The sequence below is a fragment of the Lysobacter sp. GQ73 genome (assembly GCF_059758755.1).
Genome location: NZ_JCAXEE010000002.1, coordinates 98035 through 122251, shown reverse-complemented (window position 1 = coordinate 122251; position 24217 = coordinate 98035). Strand labels below are relative to the sequence as shown.

At 68.5% G+C, this 24217-nt stretch carries 19 protein-coding genes and 2 pseudogenes; 13 read left to right on the top strand and 8 right to left on the bottom strand.

Annotation, left to right across the window (positions count from 1 at the left end; translation table 11 throughout):
- Positions 1–42: 42 nt before the first annotated feature.
- From AC6CH2_RS05460 to AC6CH2_RS05440, 5 genes and pseudogenes are all read left to right on the top strand, one after another.
- A complete protein-coding gene (locus tag AC6CH2_RS05460; RefSeq protein WP_498268306.1) occupies positions 43–867 on the top strand; it encodes an agmatinase family protein in 825 nt (274 codons plus the stop codon).
- Positions 868–962: 95 nt separating this feature from the next.
- A complete protein-coding gene (locus tag AC6CH2_RS05455; RefSeq protein ID WP_498268305.1) occupies positions 963–1406 on the top strand; it encodes a hypothetical protein in 444 nt (147 codons plus the stop codon).
- Positions 1407–1589: 183 nt separating this feature from the next.
- Positions 1590–2732, top strand: a pseudogene (gene mltB / locus AC6CH2_RS05450) (lytic murein transglycosylase B); the annotation flags it as partial.
- Between the two features lie 113 nt (positions 2733–2845).
- Positions 2846–4468, top strand: a complete 1623-nt coding sequence (locus AC6CH2_RS05445; RefSeq protein WP_498268304.1) for a septal ring lytic transglycosylase RlpA family protein — start codon at positions 2846–2848, stop codon at positions 4466–4468.
- 188 nt (positions 4469–4656) lie between these two features.
- A complete protein-coding gene (locus AC6CH2_RS05440) occupies positions 4657–5901 on the top strand; it encodes a D-alanyl-D-alanine carboxypeptidase family protein (RefSeq protein WP_498268303.1) in 1245 nt (414 codons plus the stop codon).
- 104 nt (positions 5902–6005) lie between these two features.
- On the opposite strand, the gene AC6CH2_RS05435 is transcribed toward AC6CH2_RS05440, so the two are convergent.
- From AC6CH2_RS05435 to AC6CH2_RS05425, 3 genes are all read right to left on the bottom strand, one after another.
- Positions 6006–7754, bottom strand: a complete 1749-nt coding sequence (locus AC6CH2_RS05435) for a PI-PLC domain-containing protein (protein ID WP_498268302.1) — start codon at positions 7752–7754, stop codon at positions 6006–6008.
- Positions 7755–7946: 192 nt separating this feature from the next.
- Entirely contained in the window at positions 7947–8876 is a 930-nt protein-coding gene (locus AC6CH2_RS05430; protein WP_498268301.1) for a hypothetical protein, read from the bottom strand.
- Between the two features lie 196 nt (positions 8877–9072).
- Entirely contained in the window at positions 9073–9654 is a 582-nt protein-coding gene (locus AC6CH2_RS05425; RefSeq protein ID WP_498268300.1) for an NIF family HAD-type phosphatase, read from the bottom strand.
- Positions 9655–9871: 217 nt separating this feature from the next.
- Between AC6CH2_RS05425 and AC6CH2_RS05420 the strand changes: the two genes are divergently transcribed.
- The 5 genes from AC6CH2_RS05420 (at position 9872) to AC6CH2_RS05400 (ending at position 15746) form a co-directional block, all read left to right on the top strand.
- On the top strand, positions 9872–10150 hold the full coding sequence (locus AC6CH2_RS05420; RefSeq protein WP_031372063.1) for a DUF493 family protein: 279 nt from the start codon (positions 9872–9874) through the stop codon (positions 10148–10150).
- Positions 10150–10830, top strand: a complete 681-nt coding sequence (gene lipB, locus AC6CH2_RS05415; protein ID WP_498269090.1) for a lipoyl(octanoyl) transferase LipB — start codon at positions 10150–10152, stop codon at positions 10828–10830. The genes AC6CH2_RS05420 and lipB overlap by 1 nt, the downstream gene beginning before the upstream one ends.
- An 86-nt stretch (positions 10831–10916) precedes the next feature.
- Positions 10917–11987: a lipoyl synthase gene (lipA, locus tag AC6CH2_RS05410; protein ID WP_498268299.1), complete on the top strand. Its 1071-nt coding sequence runs from the start codon at positions 10917–10919 to the stop codon at positions 11985–11987.
- 395 nt (positions 11988–12382) lie between these two features.
- Entirely contained in the window at positions 12383–14596 is a 2214-nt protein-coding gene (locus AC6CH2_RS05405; RefSeq protein ID WP_498268298.1) for a carboxy terminal-processing peptidase, read from the top strand.
- Between the two features lie 322 nt (positions 14597–14918).
- The gene (locus AC6CH2_RS05400) at positions 14919–15746 is read left to right on the top strand and encodes a bifunctional transcriptional activator/DNA repair enzyme AdaA (RefSeq protein WP_498268297.1); all 828 of its coding nucleotides are present in this window, start codon (positions 14919–14921) and stop codon (positions 15744–15746) included.
- A gap of 145 nt (positions 15747–15891) precedes the next feature.
- On the opposite strand, the gene AC6CH2_RS05395 is transcribed toward AC6CH2_RS05400, so the two are convergent.
- Positions 15892–16395, bottom strand: coding sequence for an Lrp/AsnC family transcriptional regulator (locus tag AC6CH2_RS05395; protein ID WP_051884961.1), 504 nt, complete (start codon positions 16393–16395; stop codon positions 15892–15894).
- A 166-nt stretch (positions 16396–16561) separates the two neighbouring features.
- Here AC6CH2_RS05395 and AC6CH2_RS05390 point away from each other — a divergent pair, with 166 nt between their 5' ends.
- The 3 genes and pseudogenes from AC6CH2_RS05390 to rarD all read left to right on the top strand — a co-directional run bounded on the left by AC6CH2_RS05390 (position 16562) and on the right by rarD (position 19122).
- Entirely contained in the window at positions 16562–17047 is a 486-nt protein-coding gene (locus AC6CH2_RS05390) for a GNAT family N-acetyltransferase (protein WP_498268296.1), read from the top strand.
- A gap of 135 nt (positions 17048–17182) precedes the next feature.
- Positions 17183–18073, top strand: a pseudogene (yedA, locus tag AC6CH2_RS05385) (drug/metabolite exporter YedA); the annotation flags it as partial.
- A gap of 146 nt (positions 18074–18219) precedes the next feature.
- Positions 18220–19122 (top strand): EamA family transporter RarD, encoded by a 903-nt coding sequence (gene rarD, locus AC6CH2_RS05380; protein WP_498268295.1) that lies wholly within the window; start codon positions 18220–18222, stop codon positions 19120–19122.
- A 473-nt stretch (positions 19123–19595) separates the two neighbouring features.
- Here the strand turns inward: rarD and AC6CH2_RS05375 are convergent, their stop codons facing one another.
- From AC6CH2_RS05375 to AC6CH2_RS05360, 4 genes are all read right to left on the bottom strand, one after another.
- A complete protein-coding gene (locus AC6CH2_RS05375) occupies positions 19596–20921 on the bottom strand; it encodes an ABC transporter permease (protein ID WP_498268294.1) in 1326 nt (441 codons plus the stop codon).
- A gap of 10 nt (positions 20922–20931) precedes the next feature.
- Positions 20932–22098, bottom strand: coding sequence for an ABC transporter permease (locus AC6CH2_RS05370; RefSeq protein ID WP_498268293.1), 1167 nt, complete (start codon positions 22096–22098; stop codon positions 20932–20934).
- Between the two features lie 16 nt (positions 22099–22114).
- Positions 22115–22807: an ABC transporter ATP-binding protein gene (locus tag AC6CH2_RS05365; protein ID WP_031372051.1), complete on the bottom strand. Its 693-nt coding sequence runs from the start codon at positions 22805–22807 to the stop codon at positions 22115–22117.
- Positions 22808–22934: 127 nt separating this feature from the next.
- The gene (locus tag AC6CH2_RS05360; RefSeq protein ID WP_498268292.1) at positions 22935–24200 is read right to left on the bottom strand and encodes an efflux RND transporter periplasmic adaptor subunit; all 1266 of its coding nucleotides are present in this window, start codon (positions 24198–24200) and stop codon (positions 22935–22937) included.
- Positions 24201–24217: the final 17 nt, after the last annotated feature.

Genomic DNA, 24217 nt, shown 5'->3' with positions numbered 1-24217 from the left:
GGCGGCGGACCGTTCCGTCTTCCTGTTCGCGAGTACACCGACATGATCGCGCTTTCGCTGCTCGGCATCCCCAACGACGACAACTCTTCCTACCTCAAAGGCACGGCCGCGGCGCCGCCGCTGATCCGCCGCGAACTGCACTGCGATGCCTACAGCATCCGCAGCGAAACCGGCATCGATTTCGGCGAGGCCGGGCGGCTGATCGATTGCGGCGACCTGCATTTCGACGGCGTTGCCGATGCCTGGGAAGTGATCGAGCAGGGCGTCGGACGCGCACTGGCTCAGGGCGGCCCGCTGCTGTGCCTGGGCGGCGACCATGCCATCACCCATCCGATCCTGCGCGCGGTGCGGCGCCGCCAGCCACGCCTGACCATCGTGCACATCGACGCGCATGCCGATCTGTACGACGCCTATCAGGGCAACCCACGTTCGCACGCTTCGCCGTTCGCGCGGATCATGGAGGAAGGCCTGGCGGATCGGCTGATCCAGGTCGGGCTGCGCACCGTCAACGACGAGCATCGCGCCCAATTCGAGCGGTTCGGCGTGGAAGTGATCGAGGCGGCGGACTGGCGCGACGGCCTGCGCCTGGACCTGGACACGCCCGTGTACGTGTCGATCGACCTCGACGGGTTGGACCCGGCGTATGCGCCTGGCGTATCGCACCGCGAGCCGGGCGGCGCCTCGCCGCGCCAGGTGATCGATCTGCTGCACGGCATCCGCCAGCCGATCGTGGCCGGCGACATCGTCGAGTACAACCCGTCGTGCGACATCTCCAACCTCACCGCGCTGGTCGCGGCGAAGCTGGTCAAGGAACTCGGCGGGATGATGATCAAGACCGCGCTTGGCGGCAGGCGCGCGGCGGCCTGAGCGGGGCTCGATGAAAGGCCTTGCCGCGTCATCCGGCGGGGTTGATCGCCAAGCGGAATCGGGCGAGTTTGAGGCCTGTCTCCGCGGTCGTTCGCATGTCGTCGCTCTGGCTACCTTCCACCGGCACCCTGCGCTACAGCCCGCCGCTCGGCCGCGGCGGCCATGCCCGCCGCGATGGCGGCAGCACGCTGTGGTGGCTGATCGTGGACGGCGACCCCGAGCTCGGCCGCTACCTGCGCCGGCAGTTCTGGCTCGCTCACCATCGCACCCGCAGCCTGCAGGCGCCGTTGTGGGGGACGCATGTCTCGGTGATCCGCGGCGAGGCGCCGCCGAAGCCGGCGGCCTGGAAACGCCTGGACGGTGCGGCGATCGCGTTCGACTACGACCCGGATGCACGCGAGACCGACGGCTATGTCTGGTGTGCGGTGCGCTGCCCCGCGCTGCTGGACCTGCGCGAGGAGCTCGGCCTGGCGCGCGAGCCGCAACCGGCGTTGCACCTCACTATCGGCAACGCCCTCGGACGAAGCGGGGCAGGGTAAGCGGCGGGTTCGGTCTGCGAAGGCGGCTGCGACGAGTGCTGTTCATGTTGATGACGACCTGCCGGGCGGCGCCATCGCCCCGGCCCAGCCGCTTCCGCATCGACAACCTGACATGAATAAAATCGGTTAAGTCCCGCAAACCCAAGGTTTTTTGCTCCGCTTTCGCGTGCTAACCTCGCCGCGATGACCCGACGCCAAACTGCCCGTCGCGCCTTGTTTTGCGCACTCACGATCGCCCTGGCTGCCTGCGCCACGCAGACGCCGCCGATCCCGACGTCTACCCTCGCGCCCGCCCCGGCGCCGAAACCGCCGGCCCCGGTCGCCGCGCCGACGCCGGTCGTCGGCACGCCGGCATTGCCGGACCCGGTCAAGCCGATGCCGCTGGCGCAGGCGCGCGCCGAGTTCGTACGCGATACCGCCAGCCGCTACGGCGTCGATCCGGCCTATATCGAATCGGTGCTGGCGAAGGCGCAGATCCGCGAGGGCATCGTCGCGGCGATGGCACGGCCGGCCGAAGCCAAGCCGTGGCGGGACTACCGCCCGATCTTCATCACCCAGGCCCGCATCGACGGCGGCCAGGCCTTCCTGGCCGAACATCGCGCACAACTGGCGCGGGTCGAAGCCGCGACCGGGGTGCCGGCCGAGATCATCGTCTCGATCATCGGCGTGGAAACCAGCTTCGGCAAGAACACCGGCAAGTACTCGGTGGTCGACGCGCTGTACACCCTGGCGTTCGCCTATCCGCGCACCGGCGACCCGGCCAAGGCCGATCGCGAGAATCGCCGCGAGGCCTTCTTCCGCGGCGAGCTGGCGCAGTTGTTCGCGCTCGGCAAGGAAGAGCGGATCGACATCACCACCCTGACCGGCAGTTACGCCGGGGCGATGGGCTGGGGCCAGTTCATGCCGTCGAGCTATCGCGAGTTCGCGGTCGACGGCAACGCCGACGGCAAACGCGATCTGTTCACCGACCTGGACGACGTGTTCTTCTCGGTCGCCAACTACTTCGTCAAGAAGGGCGGCTGGGTGCGCGGCGGCCCGGTGACGGTGCGCGCCAATCGCGACGCCACCGCGCAGGACTTCGTCCCCGACAGCATGGACCCGGTGTATTCGCTCAGCGACCTGGCCGCGCGCGGCTATCGTCCGCTGGGCACGGTGGCGCCGACCGAGACCGCGACGCTGCTAAACCTCGACGGCGTCAACGGTCCCGAATATTGGCTCGGTTTCCGCAACTTCTACGCGATCACCCGCTACAACATCTCCAAGCATTACGCGATGGCGGTGTACCAGCTGGCCGAGGCGATCGCCGGACGGGAGAATCCCTTGGCCACCCATATCGCGACACCGCCTGCCGCATTGGCCCAGCCCGCCGGCCCTGCAGGCAATGTCCCTGCAGGCAAGGTCCCTGCGGCCACCGCCCCCGCAGCCAAGGCACCGCAGGCATGAGCGGGCCGGGCACGAAGCGGCCGCCGATCGCGCTGATCGCGCGGCTGGCCGCCGCCGTCCTGCCGCTGGCCCTGGCCGCCTGCGCCGGCGCACCCAAGAAAAATTCCTCCGAAGCCCTGGCCCTGCCGGAACGCGACCGCGTCCACGCCAGCGGCCTGCCTTCGGCGCAGTCGCAGGGCGGCCGCAAGAAGTCGCCGTACGCGCCGGCCCAGGAAGACCTCAGCAAGCGCGGCAACTACAAGGCCGGCGGCCTGTACGCGCCGGGCGTGTCCGACACCACCCCGGACTACGTTCCCGACGTCGATGCGATCCCCGAACCCGAAGTCGTCGCCGAGCCGCGCTCGCAGTTCGGCAACCGCTCGCCGTACAAGGTGCTCGGCAAGAGCTACAAGGTGCTCGATTCGCACGAGGACTACGTCGAGCGCGGCCTGGCCTCCTACTACGGTCAGAAATTCCACGGCCGGCGAACCTCCAACCTGGAGGTGTACGACATGTACGCCTTCACCGCCGCGCACAAGTCGCTGCCGCTGCCTAGCTTCGCCCGCGTCACCAACCTCGACAACGGCAAGTCGGTCACCGTGCGCGTCAACGACCGCGGCCCGTTCCACGACGGCCGGGTGATCGACCTCAGCTACGCCGCCGCGGTCAAGCTCGGCATCACCCAGCGCGGCACCGGCCGGGTCGAGGTGCGCGCCCTGCATCCGGGCGACGCCGCGCCGCCGGTGTACGCCAGCGCCGCCAACAATCCGCCGCCGGCCGCGGTCAAACCGAACCCGCCGTCGGCGATCGACCGGCTGGTCTCGGCGATGCCGATCGGCAGCGCCAACGCGGGCGAACTGCCGCCGGGGGTGCGCATCGCCACCGGCAAGCCGGCCAGCCCGGCCTCGACGCCGGTTGCCGCTCCGGTCAGGACCACGGTCGCGACCGGCCAGCCCGTGGCTTCCGCTGCGGCGCCCAAGCCGGCCACGGCCGTCGCTTCCAAGGCCCCCGCGGCGTCGGGCGGCGGCAAACTGCTGCCGGGCAACGACTATCGCTTCGACATGATGCAGAACGGCAAGTCGATGACGGCCGACGAATTCGACACCTGGATGAAGTCGCGCCAGGTCCGCGTCGCCACCGGCAAGGGCGCCGAGATCGCCACGCCGAAGCCGCTGAGCCGGGCCGAACAGCGCGCCATGGCCAAGCAGCAGAAGGAACAGGTCCGCGCCCTGGCCGCCGCGCAGAAGGCGGCGAAGAAGGCCGGCAAGCTGCCGCCCGCGACCGCGGTGGCCGCGGCGTCGGCCGCGACCCTGCCGGCGCCCGCCGCCGCGCCGCCGCCGCCGAGCCCGTCCAAGGCCGCGGCCGTAGTCGCCGCCGCGGTCGAAGGCAATGCCGCGCCCAGCGCCAGCGACGTGACCCTGCAGGTCGCCAGTTTCTCGGCGCGCAGCAACGCCGACCGGGCCCTGACCATGCTGCGCGGGGCCGGCATCGGCGCCGCCCGCCTGCTCGACGGCAACGCCTCCAACGGCCAGAAAGTCTGGCGTTTGCGGGTCGGCCCGCTGCAGGCTTCGGCCGCGCCGGAACTTGCCGCGCGTATCGTCGGTCTGGGGTTCGGACAGCCGCAGCGCGTGCGCGATTGATCGATTCTTGCGGCCCCCGACGATGTCGGCGGCTGCAGCGACCGCGCATCTGAGGCAGGATGCACGGTTTCGCGGAACGGGAAGGATCGCCCGCTCCGGCAATTTCAGCGGCGCGCGCCAGGACGGCGGTGCCGGAGACCACCCAACACCTTGGCCGGCGCAGCGCCGGCTCCCGGAGTAGTTCAACGATGAAAGCCCGCTTCACCCCGCGCGCCGCCGCCTTCGCCGCGCTGACCTCGGCCTTCCTGGTCACCACCGTCGCCGGCGTCGCCTCGGCCTGGGCGCAGACGCCCGCCGCCGCGACCGTCGCGCCGGCCGCCGCGCGCCCGGCCAGCGACGCCTTGCCGGTGCCGCCGCCGCCGGCGATCCAGGGCACTTCCTGGGTGCTGATGGACGCCGCCAGCGGCAACATCCTGGCCAGCAAGGACGCCGACCTGCGGGTCGAGCCGGCCAGCATCACCAAGGTCATGACCAGCTACGTGATCGCCGCCGAAATGGCCGGCGGCAAGGTCAAGGACACCGACCAGGTGATGATGACCGAGAACGCCTGGCGCAAGGGCGGCGCGGCCACCGACGGCAGCTACTCCGGTTTCGAGGTCAACAAGACCGCGCCGCTGGTCGACATGGAAAAGGGCATGGTGGTGCAGTCCGGCAACGACGCCGCGATCGCCCTGGCCGAACACGTCGCCGGCAGCGAAGACGCCTTCGCCGCGCTGATGAACCAGTACGCCGCGCGCATCGGCCTGAAGAACTCGCATTTCGTCAACCCACACGGCCTGTCGGACCCGAACCACTACTCGACCGCGCACGACCTGGCCTTGCTCGGACGCGCCCTGATCCGCGACTTCCCGGTCGCGTACTCGTACAACAAGATCAAGGAACTCAAGGTCGGGCCGATCACCCAGCCCAACCGCAACCTGCTGCTGTGGCGCGACTCCACCGTCGACGGCATCAAGACCGGTCACCACTCCAAGGCCGGCTACTGCCTGATGGCCTCGGCCCAGCGCGGCGACCAGCGCCTGATCTCGGTGGTGATGGGCTCGACCTCCGAGGCCCAGCGCGCGACCGACAGCCAGGCGCTGCTCAACTGGGGCTTCCGTTTCTACGAAACCCACAAGCTGTACGACACCGGCAAGGTGATCGCCAAGCAGAAGGTCTGGAAGGGCCAGTCCGACGAGGTGCAGCTCGGCGTCGCCGAGCCGATGCTGGTCAGCGTGGCGCGCGGCAAGTACGCCCAGCTCAAGCCGAGCATCGACGTGCCCAAGACCCTGGTCGCGCCGATCAAGAAGGGCCAGGCGATCGGCACGGTCAAGGTCATGCTCGACGGCAAGGTCGTCGCCCAGCGCCCGCTGGTCGCGATCGCCGCGGTCGAGGAGGGCGGTTTCTTCAAGCGCCTGTGGGACGAGTTCTGGATGTGGTGGGAGTCGGAGTGACCGATCGCCCTACCCGATCCGCTCAGCGATGAACAACGAGCCGGCATTGCCGGCTCGTTGCGTTTCGGGCCGGTGGCGCGGCGCGCGCGCCGCGAACGGCCTGCTCAGGCGAGGCCGTTCATCGACATCGCCACGTCGGTGGCGCGCGAATACTCGACGTAATCGACATAGAGCTGATTGATCACGCAGCCGCTGCCGTTCTCGCGCGGCAAAGCGGCCATCGCCGCGCCGAGATTGCGGTTGGCCTCCTTCGACAGCAGCCACACGGCGGTCGGCGGAGTCAGCGTCCACGACAACAGGAACTGATCGCAGGGCAATTCGGGCCGGCCGACGCACTTGCCGTCGTAGGCCTGGAACTTGGCGATCTGGTCGGCGCTCATGGTGGCGTAGCTGGTGGTGTTCGAGTACTGGTCGTAGACGCGCAGGTCGCCGAGTTCGGCCGTGGGCGAGTTGGAGTCGCGATACACCCAGATGCCGGCGGCCGGGGTCTGGACCGGATAATCCTCGTCGCACACGACCAGGACCACGCCGGAGTGGCGCAGGTACTCGCCCAGCGGAATATCCGACAGGCGCGCGCCGCGCGGGAGGTTCTGGAACAGCCAGCGCCCGAGCCTGTCCTGCAGCAGTTCGACGAGCTGCTCGTACACGCCGTCGGTGAACTTGGCGTAGTGCGAAAACTTCAGGATCACCAGCTCGCGGTTGCCTTCGTTCATGAAGCGCCGGACGTCGTCGAGGATCTCGGTCAGGGCCGGCCCGGTGATCGGACCGTGGCTGACGTACAGCGCGCTGCCGTCCCACTTGGGCCGCAGGTCGAAGTAGCGGATGCCTTGGCTGAGCTGTTGGTACAGGTCGAGGTTCTGGGTCTTGCCGAGCGACATCGACAGGCCGTGTTGGTACATGCCGGCATCGTGCGAGGCGCCGGTGGTCAGCCGCGGCAGGGTGAGATCGCCGAGCTCCCGCAGATGGTCCTGCATCCAGCGCGAGCGATCGACGATGCGCGAGGTCGACGCCCACAGCGTATTGAAGCCTTCCGACTCGTGTGCCTGAATCGCCATGCCGCCGTGGCAGGCGACGGCGGGCCGGGCGCCGTCGTCGAAATACACCGCCTCGCCGGCCCAGTCGATGCTCTTGCCGCGGATCCTGCCGAAGCGCTGCATCAGGCTTTTCCGGTCGGTGCTTTCGTAGACGACGATGACCTCGCCTTCCGCGGTCAACGCGACCGAGGCGCGGCTGCCGGCGCCGTAGCGGGTCGCCGGGCCCCATTGGATGCCGGTGGGGCCGGGCCTGCCGACGCGGTAGTGCAGCTCATCGTCCGCCGCGTTGCCGCGCACCATCACCACGTCGTTCTGGGCATTGATCGCGATCGCGGGCTGGATGCCGGCATCGAGGTAGCTGTTGCCCAGCCAGACGACCGAAGCATTGTTCTCGTCCAGCCGGCCCAGGTTGCACCAGATCGTGGAGTTCCAGCGCGACTCGTGCACCTCGACGACGGCCTGCCGGTTCAGCGCCACGCAGGGGGCTTCGCCGCTGGCGTACTTGACGCTCTCGCCGAAGACGATGCCGTCCTCGTTCCACGCGCCGACGCGGCAATACAGGTCCACGCCGCCGGCCGAGCGGTGCGTCTCGACCAGGATCCGGCCCTCGATGGCAATGCTCGGCTCGGCGCCATCGCCGAACGCCACGCTGTCGTCCCAATCGATCGCCATCTGCCGGAGCCGGCCGCTGCGATAGTTCAGGTCGTTGCCGTCGGCCGATTCGTGGACCTCGACGACGCGTCCGTCGCCGCCCAGCGCGACGCGCGCGTGGATGCCTTTTTCGTACTCGAGGGCAAGGCCAAAGAACACATTCTTCATGAGCGATCTTCCTGCGAACGATGCGGGTGGCGTCGAGGCGGGCGCGACGGCTCGCCAACGGAATCGCGTGCACCGGCCGGTGCCGGTGCAGCACCGTGTTAAGCGTTTCGCAGGAGGATTTGTGAAGGCGGGACGAACCGCGGGCCGTGGCCCGCGCCGGCGTTGCCGGGCCGGCGTGTTAGCGACCGGCGCTTATCGCTTCGCGGGCGGCAGCCTGGCGATCATCGCGGCGCGGAACTTCGTCGCCAGGGCATGAAACCCCGCCTCGGTCGGATGCATCTCGTCGAACCACTGGCTTTCCGCGGTCAGGGTGCCGCGCAGGTCGACGTAGTCGAAACGCCCGGCGAAGCGCGCGTCGTGCTTGAGTTCGCGCAGTACGTGGCGCTCGAAGCCGTCGATCAGCATGCGGCCGAAGCGCCGCCGTTCGTCCGGAGTCCTGGCCGGGTCGGCGTGGACGATAGCGTTGAGGTGCGGCCCGATCCACGGCCCGACGCTTTTCTTCAGCAGCGCGGCGACGCCGATATTGCCCGGCGTAAGTGCGCCGGGCCGCCCGATCAATTGCGGGTAGTCGTAGCTGTGGGCGAGGATCGGCGCGTTCGGCTTGGCCGCCAGCGCCGCCTGCAGGAACAGCGCATAGGCCTGGCGCACGCGTTGGTACTTGCCGGTGTCGAGCACGCGCTGGAACGCGGCCTCGGCCGACAGGTTCTGCTGGCCGGCGAAGGTGCGCTTGAGGAACTGATCGACGAAATCGTTGCCGCCGGCGCTGAGCAGGATCAGGTCGAAATCGAACTTGGCGTACCAGGCGATGACGTCTTCGATGTTATCGGGCACGAACATCGAACGTTTCGGGTTGTCCTCGTTGCGCGAGGCGTGGTCGCCGCTGTGCTCGGCGCGGAAGAACAGGCCGCCGTGGCCGAGCAGCGGAATGCCGCGCTCCTCGTCCTCGGGCGCCGGCGAGACGATCCAGTCGAGCAGGTTCATCGCCAGCGGCGTCGAGAACCACGAATCGCCTTCACAGAAGACCACCGGCGTGCGTTCCAACAGACGAGCGCGCTTGAGCGAGGTGTAGAGGCTGCGGAACTGGCCGCGCAAGGGCAGGGCGACGGATTGGCTGGCGGGCATGGCGAGTCCTTCCTGAATCTGGAGCTGGGCGGCTTTACGGCCCACTGGATAACTTACTCGACGCTCATCGGGTGAGAACGGCCGCGACTGCGATTCGCGGTCATGCCGCGGGTGTTTCATTGCCGGAGCCATTCACGAATGCGGCGCATATCTTTCTGGTATTGGCGCGCCTTACTGATCGATGAGCTGAACGGGCTCATGCCAACCGCGATAGCCGCTCGCGCCAGCGCCGCTTCTCGATCGTGCGTACGTTCGGCTCGTGCGCCAGGCGGTCCAGGTAGCTCATCAATTGCACCAGCTCGTCATCGCTGTCGTCGTCGCCGAGGTATTCGCGCACGCAGACCAGATTGCCGTAGTTATAGGCGTGCTTGCTCGCGGTGTCGTCTATCGCGAGCATGCGTTCGAGGCGATAGCCGTGGCGCTTGAGCTTCTGCAGCCGTTTGCGGTTGAGGTATTCGCCGGTGCTCCAGTCGCGGCTGATCGAACAGCGTTCGCTCGACCAGACGAATCGTAGCGAGCGCGGCGGAAACAAGGCGGCGACGACCGCTTCGGCGTAAACCCGCCCGGACGAAGTCCACACTCCCACGTCGAAGTTCGCCAGCGCGTATGCGATGAAGCGCTCGGCATGCGGCCGCCGATAGACGTGGTAGCCCACGGCGCGAAAATCCGCGGCGCGATCCAACTCGGTTTCGCTGGCGTAAATCAGGGTCTCGTCCAGGTCCAGCACCAACAGCAGGCGCTCGGCCGGGGTTTGCTGCGTCGCGGGCGGCGATTGCATGGCGTATGAATCCATTCGGTGCATGTCTGCCCGGTTCAGCGGAACCGGCCTTGCCGAATCTGGCAGCCGCGCGATGCGGTTGCAAGCCGGCCGGTTGGATATCGGCCGGGCGCGCCGCTACGGCCGGCTCAGGCCGTCCCGCTGCGTTCCACCCCCGGCACGCCGCCGTCCCATCCCTGCGCTTGGGTTGCCCCGCCGCGGGACCCATAATGGCGGCATGGACATTCATTCCGACAACCCCGACCACGGCTTCCAGTTTCCGGGCTCGTTCGAGCTCAGCGCGATGGGAGCGGCCGACGCCGGCCTGGAGCGCGAACTGCCGCAGCTGCTGTTCCAGGCCGGGATCAGCGTGGAAACCGAAACCATCCAGTGGAAGCATTCCTCGACCGGCAAATACGTGTCGGTACGGTTGAGCTTCCGCGCCGAGAATCGCGAGCAGTACGATTTGGCCCACCAGGTGCTGCGCGAGCATCCGGAAGTGAAGTGGACGCTGTAATCGACGCCGTCGCCGCCGTGTTCGGCGGCGCCAGCGCGCCGCCGCGCGCGCAGTTGCGCGACCTCGGCCGCCAGCCGTACGAACCGGTCTGGCGCGCGATGCAGGCCTTCACCGACGCCCGCGACGCCGACACCCCCGACGAGCTGTGGTTGGTCGAGCACGACCCGGTGTTCACGCTGGGCCAGGCCGGCAAGGACGAACACGTGCTGATGCCGGGCGATATCCCGGTGATTCACGTCGACCGCGGCGGCCAGGTGACCTACCACGGCCCCGGCCAGATCGTGCTGTACCCGCTGCTGGACCTGCGCCGGCTCAAGGTCGGCGTGCGCGAGTACGTCGACCGCATCGAGCAGGCGGTAATCGACACCCTGGCCGAGTGGAACATCGAGGGCGCCCGCCGCGACGGCGCCCCCGGGGTCTACGTGGCCGGGGCCAAGGTCATGGCCCTGGGCATCCGGGTCCGCCGCGGCTGCACCTTCCACGGCTTGGCCTTCAACATCGCCATGGACCTGGAACCGTACCGGCGCATCAATCCCTGTGGTTACCAGGGGTTGCAGGTGACCTCGGTGGTAGACTTGGGCGGCCCCTCGGGCCTGGATCAGGTCAAGCCGGTGCTGGTCGCGCAGCTCGCGCGCCAGTTCGGACTGACCGTCGAGGAAGCGGCTCCGCTGAGCTTGTAGAGCCTTTTGCCCCAAGCGGGCCGGTAAAGATTCTCCCCTCTCCGCCCGCGAAGAGGGAGCCAAACGACAAGAGTTCAGGCAACGTCATGACCAACCCCGTCTCCAAGTCCATTCCGCTCACCGTCGTCGGCGGCGGTGCGCCCGAGGCGCTCGTGCCGGCGGTGCTGGAGTCGACCACCATGACGCCCGGCGCCAAGCAGATCGGCGGCGACAAGATCGGCCGCTCGCCGGTGCAGTTCGCCGACGTGCCGGCGCTGCGCAAGCCGTCCTGGATCCGGGTGCGCATCCCTTCGGGCAATTCGGTCGCCCAACTCAAGGCGAAGCTGCGCGAGAACCGCCTGGTCACGGTCTGCGAAGAAGCCAGCTGCCCGAACATCCACGAGTGCTTCAGCCACGGCACCGCGACCTTCATGATCCTCGGCGAGGTCTGCACCCGCCGCTGCTCGTTCTGCGACGTCGCCCACGGCCGGCCCAAGCCGCCGGATGCGAGCGAGCCGGCCAACCTGGCCCGCACCGTCGCCGACATGGGCCTGAAGTACGTGGTCATCACCAGCGTCGACCGCGACGACCTGCGCGACGGCGGCGCCCAGCATTTCGTCGACTGCATCGCCGCGGTGCGCAACGAAAGCCCGCGCACCAAGATCGAGATCCTCACCCCCGACTTCCGCGGCAAGGGCCGCATGGAGCGGGCGCTGGAGATCCTCGCCGCCAATCCGCCGGACGTGTTCAACCACAACGTCGAGACTGTGCCGGACCTGTACGCCAACGTCCGCCCTGGCGCCGACTACCAGTGGTCGCTGACCCTGCTGCAGAAGTTCAAGGCCCAGCACCCGCAGGTCGCGACCAAGTCCGGGATCATGCTCGGCCTGGGCGAGACCATGGAGCAGGTCCAGGCGACCCTGCGCGACCTGCGCGCGCACGACGTCGACATGATCACCATCGGCCAGTACCTGCAGCCGACCGCGCACCATCACCCGGTGCTGCGTTACTGGACCCCGGAAGAGTTCAAGGAACTCGAGGTCTACGGCCTGTCGCTGGGCTTCACCCACGTCGCCTCGGGGCCGTTGGTGCGCTCGTCCTACCACGCCGATCGCCAGGCGATCGAAGCCGGTTTCGCCGAGACCTCGAACGACTGGGTCGACCGCGCCGCGGTCTGATCCGTCGCCGCTCGCCCGGACCGCACGGCGGCCGCGGGGCCGCGCCGCACCGGTCCGCGCAAAGCCGGCCGGCACACGTCGCTGGCGCCGGGTCGGAGGCCGATGTCCGGTGGCCGCAGCAGCCCCGGCGGCGTCCGGTCGCGCGCCGGTACTCAGTGGCACAGTCTTGTCCCGCCACGACAGCCGGATGGCCCGGCATGAACGCCGAAACGGGCGTTTCCCGGCCGCGATAACGGCCCGCTAACGCCGATCGCGGTCAAACTGAACCGCTTTCACGCCGATAGCGGCGATTCGCGCGTTACGGGCGTGACAGGGCCGGCAACTTTCGGCACTGTGGTCTTGTCCAAAGCCGCTACATCCTAGACATCGGCCCTCTTGGCCGAGAAGACTTCGCGATGACCCTCAAGAACAAGCGTGCCGTTACCCTGCTAGCAGGCTTCCTGCTGACCGCCCCGCTGGCGCTGCTCGCGCGGCCCGACGCGGTAAGCGCTTCCAAGGCGTCCACGGCACTGCCGAGCGCGCCGACCGCGGACCAGACCACGGCGGCGAAACTCGTCTACGGCCTGTTGTCCGACAGCCGCTACGCCTACCGGCCGCGCGCGCTCGACGATGCGCTGTCGGCCGACATGTACAAGCGCTATCTCGAATCGCTGGACGGCGGCAAGCAGTTCTTCAGCGCGATCGACATCGCCCGCTTCGACGTCAACAAGAACAAGCTCGACGACGCGATCAAGAGCGGCGACCTGTCGCCGGCCTACGCGATTTTCGCCACCTACAAGCAGCGCGTCGACGAACGCGTCGCCTACGCGCGCGGCCTGCTCAAGCAGCCGGCGAGTTTCGAATTCAGCGGCAACGACCGCTACGACTACGACCGCAAGGACGCGCCCTGGGTCGCCGACACCGCCGCGCTCGACGCGCTGTGGAAGCAGTCGGTGCGCAACGACTGGCTGCGCCTGAAGCTGGCCGGCAAGAAGCCCGAGGACATCGCCAAGACCCTCGACAAGCGCTACGCCAACATGGCCAAGGGCATCGCCGAGCTCAAGGGCGAGGACGTCTTCCAGACCTTCGTCAACAGCTACGCCAACGCGATCGACCCGCATACCGATTACCTGACCCCGAAGTCGGCCGACAACTTCAACATGACCATGTCGCTGTCGCTCGACGGCATCGGCGCGCAGTTGCAGAAGCAGGACGACGTGGTCGCGATCCGCGAAGTGATCCCGGGCGGCCCGGCCGCGCGCAGCAACCTGCTCAAGGCCGGCGACCGCATCGTCGGCGTGGGCCAGGGCGACAGCGGCGCGATGGAGGACGTGATCGGCTGGCGCATCGACGACGTGGTCGCCAAGATCCGCGGCGCCAAGGGCACCAAGGTGCGCCTCGACGTGGTGCCGGCCGAGTCCGGCCTGGACAGCAAGCCCAACCGCATCGTGCTGGTGCGCGACAAGGTGCGCCTGGAAGACCAGGCCGCCAAGTCGGAGATCATCGACATTCCGGCCGCCGGCGACGCGCCGGCCAAGCGCATCGGCGTGATCAAGCTGCCGGGCTTCTACCAGGACTTCGAAGGCCGCCGCAAGAACGCCAACGACTACGCCTCGGCCACCCGCGACGTCGCCAAGCTGCTGACCAAGCTGCGCGCCGACAAGGTCGACGGCGTGGTCCTGGACCTGCGCAACAACGGCGGCGGTTCGCTCAACGAAGCCATCGAACTGACCGGTCTGTTCATCGACCGCGGCCCGGTCGTGCAGGTGCGCGAATCCGGCGGCCGGGTCAGCGTCGAAGGCGACAGCGACACCGGCATCGCCTGGGAAGGCCCGCTGGCGGTGCTGATCAACCGCGGCTCGGCCTCGGCCTCGGAGATCTTCGCCGGCGCGATCCAGGACTACGGTCGCGGCCTGGTCATCGGCGAGACCAGCTTCGGCAAGGGCACGGTGCAGAACCTGGTCGATCTCGATCGCTGGCCGGCCAACGAAGGCCCGCGCTTCGGCCAGGTCAAGCTGACCATCGCCCAGTTCTTCCGCGTCAGCGGCGGCTCGACCCAGAACAAGGGCGTGGTGCCCGACCTGGCGTTCCCGGTGTCCGTCGACGCCACCGAATACGGCGAGAGCACCTACGACAACGCCTTGCCGTGGACCAAGATCGCCGCCGTGCCGCATACCAGCTACGGCAACTTCGCTCCGCTGCTGCCCAAACTGGAGACGCTGCACAGCACCCGCATCGCCAGCGACAAGGAGTTCCAGTGGTGGTCGCAGGACGTCGCCCAGTTCCGCGAGGAGCGCGCCAAGAAGTGGATCTCGCTCAACGAGGCCGAGCGCCGCGCCGAGCGCGATCGCGACGACGCCAAGCGCAAGCAGCGCCAGGCCGAACGCAAGCAACTGGGCCTGAAACTCGACCCGCTGGCCGACGATGCCAACGACGACGGCCTCGCCGCCGCCGAGCGCGACATCGCCAAGGACGCGGCGCGCGAGAAGCTGGCCGAGAAGCGTCCCGACCCGCTGCTGCGCGAATCGGCTTCGATCCTCGCCGATGCGGTGCGCCTGCTCAACAACGACCGTCAGCTGTCGGCGCAGGTGCTGCCGACGGCGACGATGCCGGGGCACTGGGCCGACTGAGCCGGGTGGGGCGACCGCCACGGTCAGTCATCGCAACACGAGAAGCGCGCCCGGGTGGCGCGCTTTTTTTTTGCGCCGGGGTAACGCCCGTGGCGGTGTTTCGGCAAGGCAGCCGACAGCGCGGCGCCGCGAGGTCGCGTCGGCGCATCGCTCGCCGCCGCGCGGTTCCCGGTTCGCCGCGCCTGCCGCTTCGCCCTGCGCGGCCGGTATCGTCCTGACGCATCGCGACCGGCATCCCCGATGAATCGCGGCCGAAAGTCCGACCCCGCATCGTGCAAGATCCGGATAGCGAGGTCCCGGCGGCAGGCCTAGTCTGTCGGTCATGAACAGCAAATCCCACGACGACAAACTCGAACAGGCCCGTGCGCTGCTCGACAGCGGCGAGCCTTCCCTCAGCGAACTGGCCGTGCGGGTCGGCCTGAGCCCCTCGCACCTGCAGCGGCGCTTCAGCGCGCGCTTCGGCCTGAGCCCGGCCGAGTACCTGGCCCAGCGCAAGCTCGGCAGCCTGCGTTCGGCGCTGCGCGAAGGTCACGACGTCAGTGCGGCCTTGTACGACGCCGGCTACGGCTCGCCGTCGCGGGTCTACGAAAGCGGCGCGGCCAAGCTCGGCATGACCCCGGCGCGCTACCGCGCCGGCGGCGCGGGCGAACAGATCCGCTGGAGCCTGGCGCCGACCGCGATCGGCACTGCCCTGGTCGCCACCACCGCGCGCGGGATCTGCATGGTCGAGCTCGGCGACGACCCGCAGGCGCTCGAGGCCAGATTGCGCAGCGAGTTCCCGCGCGCGCTGCTGGAGCGCGTCGACGCCGGCCGCGACGAATTCCTCGCCCCGCGTTTGCGCGCGGTCGCCGACACCCTGGGCGGGCAGGGCCATGCGGTGCCGCTGGACCTGGTCGGCACCGCCTTCCAGAAAAAGGTCTGGGACGCGCTGATGAAGATTCCGGCCGGGCAGACCCGCAGCTATGCGCAGATCGCCGAGCAGGTCGGCGCGCCGCGCGGCGCGCGCGCGGTGGCCCGAGCCTGCGCCAACAACCGCGTCGCAGTGGTCGTGCCCTGCCATCGCGTGGTGCGCGGCGACGGTTCCCTGGGCGGCTACCGCTGGGGCCTGCCGCTCAAGGAGCGGCTGCTGCAGCGCGAGCGGGCGGCCTAGGAGCCGGGACTCGGGTTTCGGGACTCGGGACTCGTAAAGCAGGAGCGGACCACCTCGGCTTGGACGCGGCTGCTGTTGCGAGTCCCGAAACCCGAGTCCCGAGTCCCGATCAGCCGAGTCCCGATCAGCCGAGTCCCGTGCAGCTTCATCCCCTCCGCTTACGCGCCGCCCGCGGCGCATCTCGGGTCGGCAGTTCCAGGCCGTGCTTGACCACGTCGAACACCAGGTGGGTGTCGTAGCGCTTGATGTTGCCTTCGTCGAGGAACAGGCGGTCGACGACCTGGCGGCAGTGCGAGACGCCGGTCGTGGCCAGGATCACCAGGTAGTCCCACTCGCCGGCGAGGGTGTAGCACTGCTGCACCTCGGGAGCGGCGCGCACCCGGGCATGGAAGGCCGCATGACGTTCGGCCGATTCGCGCTCCATCGTCACCCAGACCGCGGCCAGGGTGCTGCCGAGCGACAGCGGGTCCAGCACCGCCACCTGGCGCATCAGGCCCTCCTGGCGGTAGCGGGTCATGCGCCGCTGCACCGCGCTCGGCGACAGCCCGATGGCGTCGCCGAGCTCGCTCAGGGTCGCCGAGGCGTCGCGCTGCAGCAGCTCGAGCAGCTTGTGGTCGAACTCGTCCAAAACCAGGGGTGGGGTGCTCATGCAAGATTTTTGCGTTCATGCGGGCAAATATTCAACCGCAATTTGACTGACATCGATACGCTATTCACGATCCCGTCGCATGAGGAATTTTTATGTGCGGAATCGCTCCCCCGACCTATTCGATACGGACGCCCCCGGGATGTCCCGGTACGTGATGCAAGCCGCAATGCCAGAGCAGGTCGGCGAGATTCTCGCGCTGATCCGCGAACACGGCCCCAATCCCTGGAATTTCCTGCCCGACGTCGAACTCGCCGCGCATCTGTCGGCGATTCGGCGAGGAAGAACGCAGGCGGTCGTCGCTTTGCACGACGGAGAAATCGTGGCCGTCGTCACATTTGAGCCGAGCGATGCTTTTCATCGCTACCAGCCGTCCGGTCGCGAGATCGAATGGCAGGGCCATATCGGCGAAGTCGTAGTGCACCGCGGTCATCGCGGCCAGGGACTCGGCACTCGATTGTTGAAGGCGGCGGTCTCGCGCCTGTTGCAGATGGGTCTGATCGAGATCTACGTCGAGCGCCACGAGGAAAACCAGGGCTCGGCCGGAATGATGCGCAAGGCCGGCTTCGTGGTGATCGACGTGTTCGACGACCCGCGTCGCCGCGACGTAGGCAGCCGCAGGACGGCGGTGTCGCGTTACGGACCTCATCCCTGATCGACGGCGGCGCGCTCAGCGCGATCGCGACGCCGGTGTTTCGCCGTTATTCGTGTCGACCCGAATCCATGTCATCGCCGGCCGACCCGCGTCGTCCGTCCCTTCGCTGTTGCCCCTCTCCCCGGAATCCGCGTCATGAGCGCCGCTTCACCGTCCGTTGAACGACTGGCCCCCGGCGCCCTCGCGGTCGCCTTCGCCCTGGGGTCGGTGTATGTGCTGTGGGGATCGACTTATCTGGCGATCCGTTTCGCCCTCGAAAGCTATCCGCCGTTCCTGCTCGGCGCCGGCCGCATGTTCCTCGCCGGCGCGATCATGTACGCGGTCCTGCGCTGGCGCGGGGTGCCGCCGCCGAGCCGCAAGCAGTGGCGCACGCTGTGGCTGCTGTCGATCTGGATGGTGCTGCTGTCGAACGGCCTGGTGAACCTCGCCGAGACCGAGGTCGACTCCGGCCTGGCGGCGATCGCGGTCGCCTCGATGCCGTTGTTCGCCGGCGTGTTCGCGATGCTGCGCGGGCGGCATCCCTCGAAAATCGAATGGGTCGGCCTGGCGATCGGTTTCCTCGGAGTGATCTGGCTCAACGCCGGCAGCAAGCTGTCGGCCTCGACGCTCGGCCTGGTCTGCCTGACCGTCGCGCCGATCGCCTGGGCCTGGGGCTCGATCTGGAGCCGCGACCAGGACCTGCCCTCGCCGTTCATGGCCGCCAGCGCGCAGATGCTGACCGGCAGCATCTGGATGCTCGGCGCGGCCGTCTTGACCGGCGAGCGCATCACCGCAATGCCGACCTGGGCCGCGACCGGCGCGGTGCTGTACCTGGTGGTCGCCGGTTCTATCTTCGGATTCACCGCCTACATCTGGCTGCTGCACCACGTGCGCCCGGCGCTGGCGACCAGCTACGCCTACGTCAACCCGCCGATCGCGGTGCTGTTCGGCGCGCTGCTCGCCGGCGAGCGCTTCACCTCGCACGACCTCGGCGCCATGGCGGTGATCCTGGTCGGCGTCGTCATCATCACCCTGGCCCGCGCCCGCGCGGTCAAGCCCGTCGAGCCGGCGTCCGTAGAGGCCGCGCCTGGCGAGCCCGCGCCTGCCAAGCCCGCGCCTGCCAAGCCCGCGTTTGCTGAAGCGAGAACCGCGGCGATCGGCTCCGGCGCAACGGCGGAAAAGGAAACCCGCGCATGAGTACCGCCACCGATCGCCGCGGACTGTGGATCGCGGTCGCCTCGTTCGTCCTATGGGGCCTGATGCCGCTGTACTGGCATCTGCTCAAGGCGGTGCCGTCGCTGCAGATCGTCGCCCATCGCGTCGTCTGGAGCACCTTGCTGGTCGCCGCCTGGCTCGGCTGGACGCTGGGCCGGCATTGGCTGCGCGAGGTCCTGCGCCAGCCGCGCAAGGCGGTCATGCTCGCGGTCAGCGGTGCCCTGATCGCGTTCAACTGGGGCCTGTACATCTGGGCGGTCAACGCCGGCCATGTCGTCGAGACCAGCCTGGGCTATTTCATCGGCCCGCTGGTCAGCGTGATGCTCGGCGTGGTCTTCCTCGGCGAGCGCCTGCGCACCGCGCAATGGATCGCGATCGCTCTCGCCTTCGCCGGGGTGGCCTGGCTGACCTTCGACTACGGCCGCCCGCCGCTGATCGCGATCGGCCTGGCGGTGTCGTTCGCCCTGTACGGACTGATCCGCAAGCTGGTCGCGGTCGAGGCGGTGACCGGCCTCGGCGTCGAGAACGTCTATCTGTTCGTGCCGGCCCTGGCCCTGATGTTCTGGGGCGAGACCCATGGGCAGGGCAGCTTCATCGGCGGCTGGGGGCTCGGCACCGCGTTGCTGCTGGTGATCGCCGGCGCGCTGACCGCGCTGCCGCTGATCGGCTTCGCCTACGCGGTGAGGCGGGTGTCGCTGACCGCGATCGGCCTGCTGCAATACGTCGCCCCGACCCTGCAGTTCCTGATCGGCGTGCTGATCCTGCGCGAGCCGTTCGACGCCGAGCGCGCGATCGGCTTCGTCATCATCTGGGTCGGCCTGGCGATCTTCGCCGGCGAGGGCGTGCTGCGCTCGCGGCGGCTGGCGGTGGCGACGGCTTGAGGGCCGGCTGGGCGGTTGATCTCGCGCGGGCCCGCTCGCGCTGGGCCCGCTCGCGCTGGGCCGGGCTCGCTGGAGCGAATCGCCTGCTTGAATGCAAATGCCCAAAGCCCCCTTGGTCCAAGTAAGCGCTTCATCTTGGGCGTGAGGCGCTTCGAGAGCTCGCTTGCGGCCGCCATTAGGCCTCGAAGCGCAACCGCCGCGCAAAAATCGACCGAAGCTTCCCCCTTCGACCAACGGGGACTTTTTCTTTGGGCAGCGACGTGCCGCGAGGTTTCGCTCGCGACGGCCGTGAGCCGCCGAAACGCAACCGCTCCGCAAAAACCGACCGAAGGCCTCCTCCCCTTTGACAAAGGGGGGAGGGGGATTTGTGTCGGCTCCATCAACACCGCACCAATACCGACGAACCCGCCGCATAAAAAAACCCCCTTCGCGAGAAGGGGGTCGGGTCTTCGCCAAACAACTTCGCGCGCAAGCTACAGCGCGCGCAAGGCCGAAGTCACCGGCAGGTTGGCCGCGCGCAGCGCCGGGAACAGGCCGCCGACGAAACCGATCGCCAGCGCCCATTTCAGGCCGCTCCACAGCAGTTCGCCGGTGACCCGGAAGTCGAAGGTCAGCTGGCCGACGCCGCCGGCGATGGTCGAGGCGGTGTAGCCGTTGAAGATCAGCCAGGCCAGGGCGCCGCCGATCAATCCGCCGAGCAGGGCCAGCAGCATCGTTTCCAGCATCACCGCGACCACGACCGGCAGGCCGCGGAAGCCGATCGCGCGCAGAGTGGCGATCTCTCTCGCGCGCGTCGCGACCGTGGCGAACATGGTGTTGAGCGCGCCGAATACCGCGCCGATCGCCATGATCGAGCCGACCACGATGCCGATCACCCGGATCACCTTGGTCATGGTTTCCGATTGCTTGGCGAAGTACGCGGCGGTGGTCGTCGTATCGACCTGCAGGCGCGGGTCGCCGGCCAGGGCCGCCTTGAAGCTCTTGAACTGCCTGGCGTCGGTGAGCTTGGCGATGACCGAGTTGCGCGAGGCGCCGCGGCGGTAGGTCGAGGCGACCATCTCGGCGTCGGCCCACAGTTCCGAGTCCATCGCATCGCCGGAGCGGAACACGCCGACCACGGTCCACATTTCGCTGCCGAGGCGGATCTGCTTGCCGACCTGCATGCCGGCGAACTGGCGCACCGCGCCGCTGCCGACCACGACTTCGCGCTTGCCCGATTCGAACTTGCGCCCTTCGACGATCTTCAGCTGCGGGCGCACGTCGAAGGCGCGGTCGCCGACGCCGCGCAACTGCACGCTGCCGTCTTCGTCGGGCGCGCCGCCCTGGATCGGCAGGTTGGCCGCGACCACCGTCTCGGCCGAAGCCAGCGGGCGGCCGTCGGCGCTGCGGGCGATGCCCGGCGCCTGCGCGATGACGTTGATGCTGTCCAGGCTCAGGGTCGACATGACCTCGGCCGCGGAGGCGCCGCGCAGGACGATGACGCTGTCGTCGCTGCCGGTGCGGCGCAGGGTCTGCTGATAGCCCTCGGCCATCGACAGCATCGCCACCAGCACCGCGACCACGCCGGCGATGCCGATCACCACCACCGACGAGGAGCCCAGGCGCTGGCCCAGGGTGCTGATGCCGACGCCGGCGACCGAGGCGGCCTGGCGGCCGCTGCGGGTCAGGAACATCCACAGTGCGAACAATGCGGCCAGGCCCAGCAGGGCCGGCCACGGCAGCATCGACCAGGCGACCAGGCCCGCGGCCAGGGCGAGCAACACGGCCAGACCGCGCACGAACGATTTGATCCTTTTCATTGCGTTCTCCTCAGCGTCCGGCCAATGCGTCGACGATGTTCAGGCGCATCGCCCGGATCGCCGGCAAGGCGCCGACCAGCAGGCCGATGCCGATCATCAGGGCAAGACCCAGCGACCAACTGTTGAGGCCGATCGGCGGCACGCTGATCGCGCCGCCGCTGGCGGTGCCGACGATCGGGCCGAGCGCGCCGGCGATGGCGACGCCGACGACGCCGCCGATCAACATCAGCAGCACCGACTCGGCCAGCACCAGCCACAGCACGCTCTGGCTGGAAAAACCGATGGTTTTCAACACCGCCAGTTCCGAAGTGCGCTCGCGCACCGCCTGGGCCATGGTGTTGCCGGTCAACAGGACCAGGGTGAAGAACACCGCGCCCATGATCGAGCCGACGATCAGGCCGATGTCGGCCATCTGCTTCATCCAGCTGGCCGAGGCCGCCGCTTCGGTCTGGGTCTTGGACTCGTGGTCCGAGTTGGCCGAGATCGCGTCGATGGCCTTGGCGATGCGGTCGGCCTGGTTGACGTCCTTGACCTCGGTGACGTACCAGCCGACCTGGCCGGTGTTGTAGGGCGTGGAGTCGTCGAAGTACTTCCAGTGCAGCAGGATCATCTGGTCGAACCAGGCCCCGGATTTCTTGTCGGTCGCCGAGATCACCCCGGAGATGTCGAAGATCCAGTTCTTGCTGCCGTCGCGGTTCGGGAAGATCGTCGATTGCAGCGGCAGTTTCTGCCCGACCTTCCAGTTGAAGCGCTTCATCAGGCCTTCGCCGACCAGCACGCCGGTGCGGGTGGCTTCGAAGGCCTTGCGCTGGGCCTTGTCGACGGCGATTTCCGGGTACAGGTCGAGATAGTTCGGCGCCACCGCGAAGCTGAAGATCTGGTTGTGCGGGTCCTGGTAGGCGCCGCCGAACCAGTTCGCGTACGACACCTGGCTGACGCCGGGCACCTGCGCGATGCGGTCGTTGAGCGACATCGGCAGCGGTTGGATGAAGGACAGGCGCGAACCGGTCTGCAGGCGCTTGGCGCCGTTGGCGCTGTTGCCGGCCTGCTCGAAACTCTCGCGCACGCCGTCGAGCAGGCCGAACAGCAGGAACGCGGCGATGATCGACAGCAGGGTCAGCAGCGTGCGCGTCTTGCGACGCATCAGCTCCGCCCAGATCAGATGGAAATATTTCATGAGGGCCGCTCCCGGCTCAGGCCGCGTGCGACTGCTGCTCGACCAGGGTGCCCTTGTCGAGATGCAGGGTGTGGGTGGCGTATTCGGCCGCCTTCGGATCGTGGGTCACCATCACGATGGTCTTGCCGTGTTCGCGGTTGAGCAACTGCAGCAGATTGAGGATCTCTTCGGCCGCATGGCGGTCGAGATCGCCGGTCGGTTCGTCGCAGATCAGCAAGGTCGGGTCGGAGACGATCGCGCGTGCGATCGCCACGCGCTGCTGCTGGCCGCCGGACAGTTCGTTCGGGCGGTGCTTGCCGCGGTCGGCCAGGCCGACCAGGGTCAGGGCGATCTCGGCGTTGCGCTTGCGCTGGGCGCCGTTGAGCGGGGTCAGCAGCAACGGCAGTTCGACGTTTTTCTGCGCGCTCAAGGCCGGCATCAGGTTGTAGAACTGGAACACGAAGCCGACGTGGCGGCTGCGCCACTGCGACAACTGGCCGGAGCTCATCCGGTCGATGCGCTCGCCTTCGATCGAGATCTCGCCGCCGCTGGGGTTGTCGAGGCCGCCGATCAGATTGAGCAAGGTGGTCTTGCCCGAACCCGACGGTCCCATCAGGGCGACGAAATCGCCTTTGGCGATGTCCAGGTTGATGCCGTGCAGCACCTCGACCTTTTCCGGGCCGCGCTGATAGGTCTTGGTGAGGTTGTTGATCGAAACCAGGGTGTCCATCTTCGACGTCCTCGAACGTGGATCGGTGAAGGAGCGAGGGCGCCGGAGGCGGCGCGGCTCGCGGATTTGGCAGATGGCCTTCGCAGGCGAATCCGGCAGCGGGTCGGCAGGCGGGCGGCGCGCGCGCTCAGTCCTTGCTATCCGACGAACCGGAGGCGTCGTTTTCGACACGCACCGGGCCGCCGTCGGCGAGCGAATCGGGCGGGGACAGCGCGACGGTCTCGCCGCCGCTCAGGCCCTGAGTGACTTCCTGGTCTTCGCCGAGCTTGCGGCCCAGGGTCACCGCGGTCTGCTCGGCCTTGCCGTCGGCGACCACGAACACCACGTCCTTGCCGTCGCGCTGGACGATCGCCGCGGCCGGCACCATCGCGCTGGGCTTGCGCGCAGCGGTCTGGCCGGGCTTGGCCGCTTCCAGGAAGCTCACCCGCACGCCCATGTCCGGGACGATGCGCGCATCGCGGTTCTTGATCGCCACGCGCACCTTGACCGTGGCCTTGCCGCGGTCGGCGGTCGGGATGATCGCGATCACCTCGGCTGGGATTTTCCAGTCCGGATAGGCGTTGAGCACCGCCTCGACCGGCATCTTGGGCTGGACGCGGCCGATGAAGGCTTCGCCGACGTCGACCTCGATCTCCAGCGAATCCATGTCGACGATGGTGCCGATGCCGGTGCGGGTGAAGCCGCCGCCGGCCGACAACGGCGAAACGATTTCGCCGGGCTGCGCGGCCTTGGCGGTGACCACGCCGGAGAACGGCGCGCGCACGATGGTGTTGTCGAGGCCGATGTCGGCGATGCGCAGGCTGTCGCCGGAGACCTCGACGTTGCGCTGCGCGGTCAGCAACTGCGCACGCAGCGAGTCGCGGGCGGCCACGGCCTGCTCATACTGCGACTTCGAGACCAGTTGCTGGCCGGCGAGGGTCGACAGGCGCCGGGCGTTGGCCTCGGCTTCTACCAACTGCGCCCGTACCCGCGCGGTCTCGCTCTGCGCCGCGCCGAGCTGGGCGGCGCTGAGTTCGCGCTGGGCGTTGGCGTCGATCGGGTCGAGCGTGGCCATGATCTGGCCGGCCTCGACGCGCTGGCCCTCCTCGATCATGACCTCGCGCACCTTGCCGGTGATCTTGGCCGAGACCGTGGCCATGCGCCGCGCGACCACGTAGCCGGAGGCGTCGAGCACCGAAGCGCCGGCGCCGTTGCCGCCGCCGATCGCGGTGACCGTGGCGGTCTCCACGCGCGGGCCGGCGCTGCGGCCGAACAGGAACCAGGCGCCGGCGCCGAGCAGCGCGAGCACCGCCACGGCGATGCCGATGAGCAGGCCGCGGCCCGGGCCCGTACGCTCGGGCGGACGGTTGCGGTCGATGCGGAGTTCTTTCAGCAGATCAGCGGATGCACTCATGGTCACAACCAAGACGC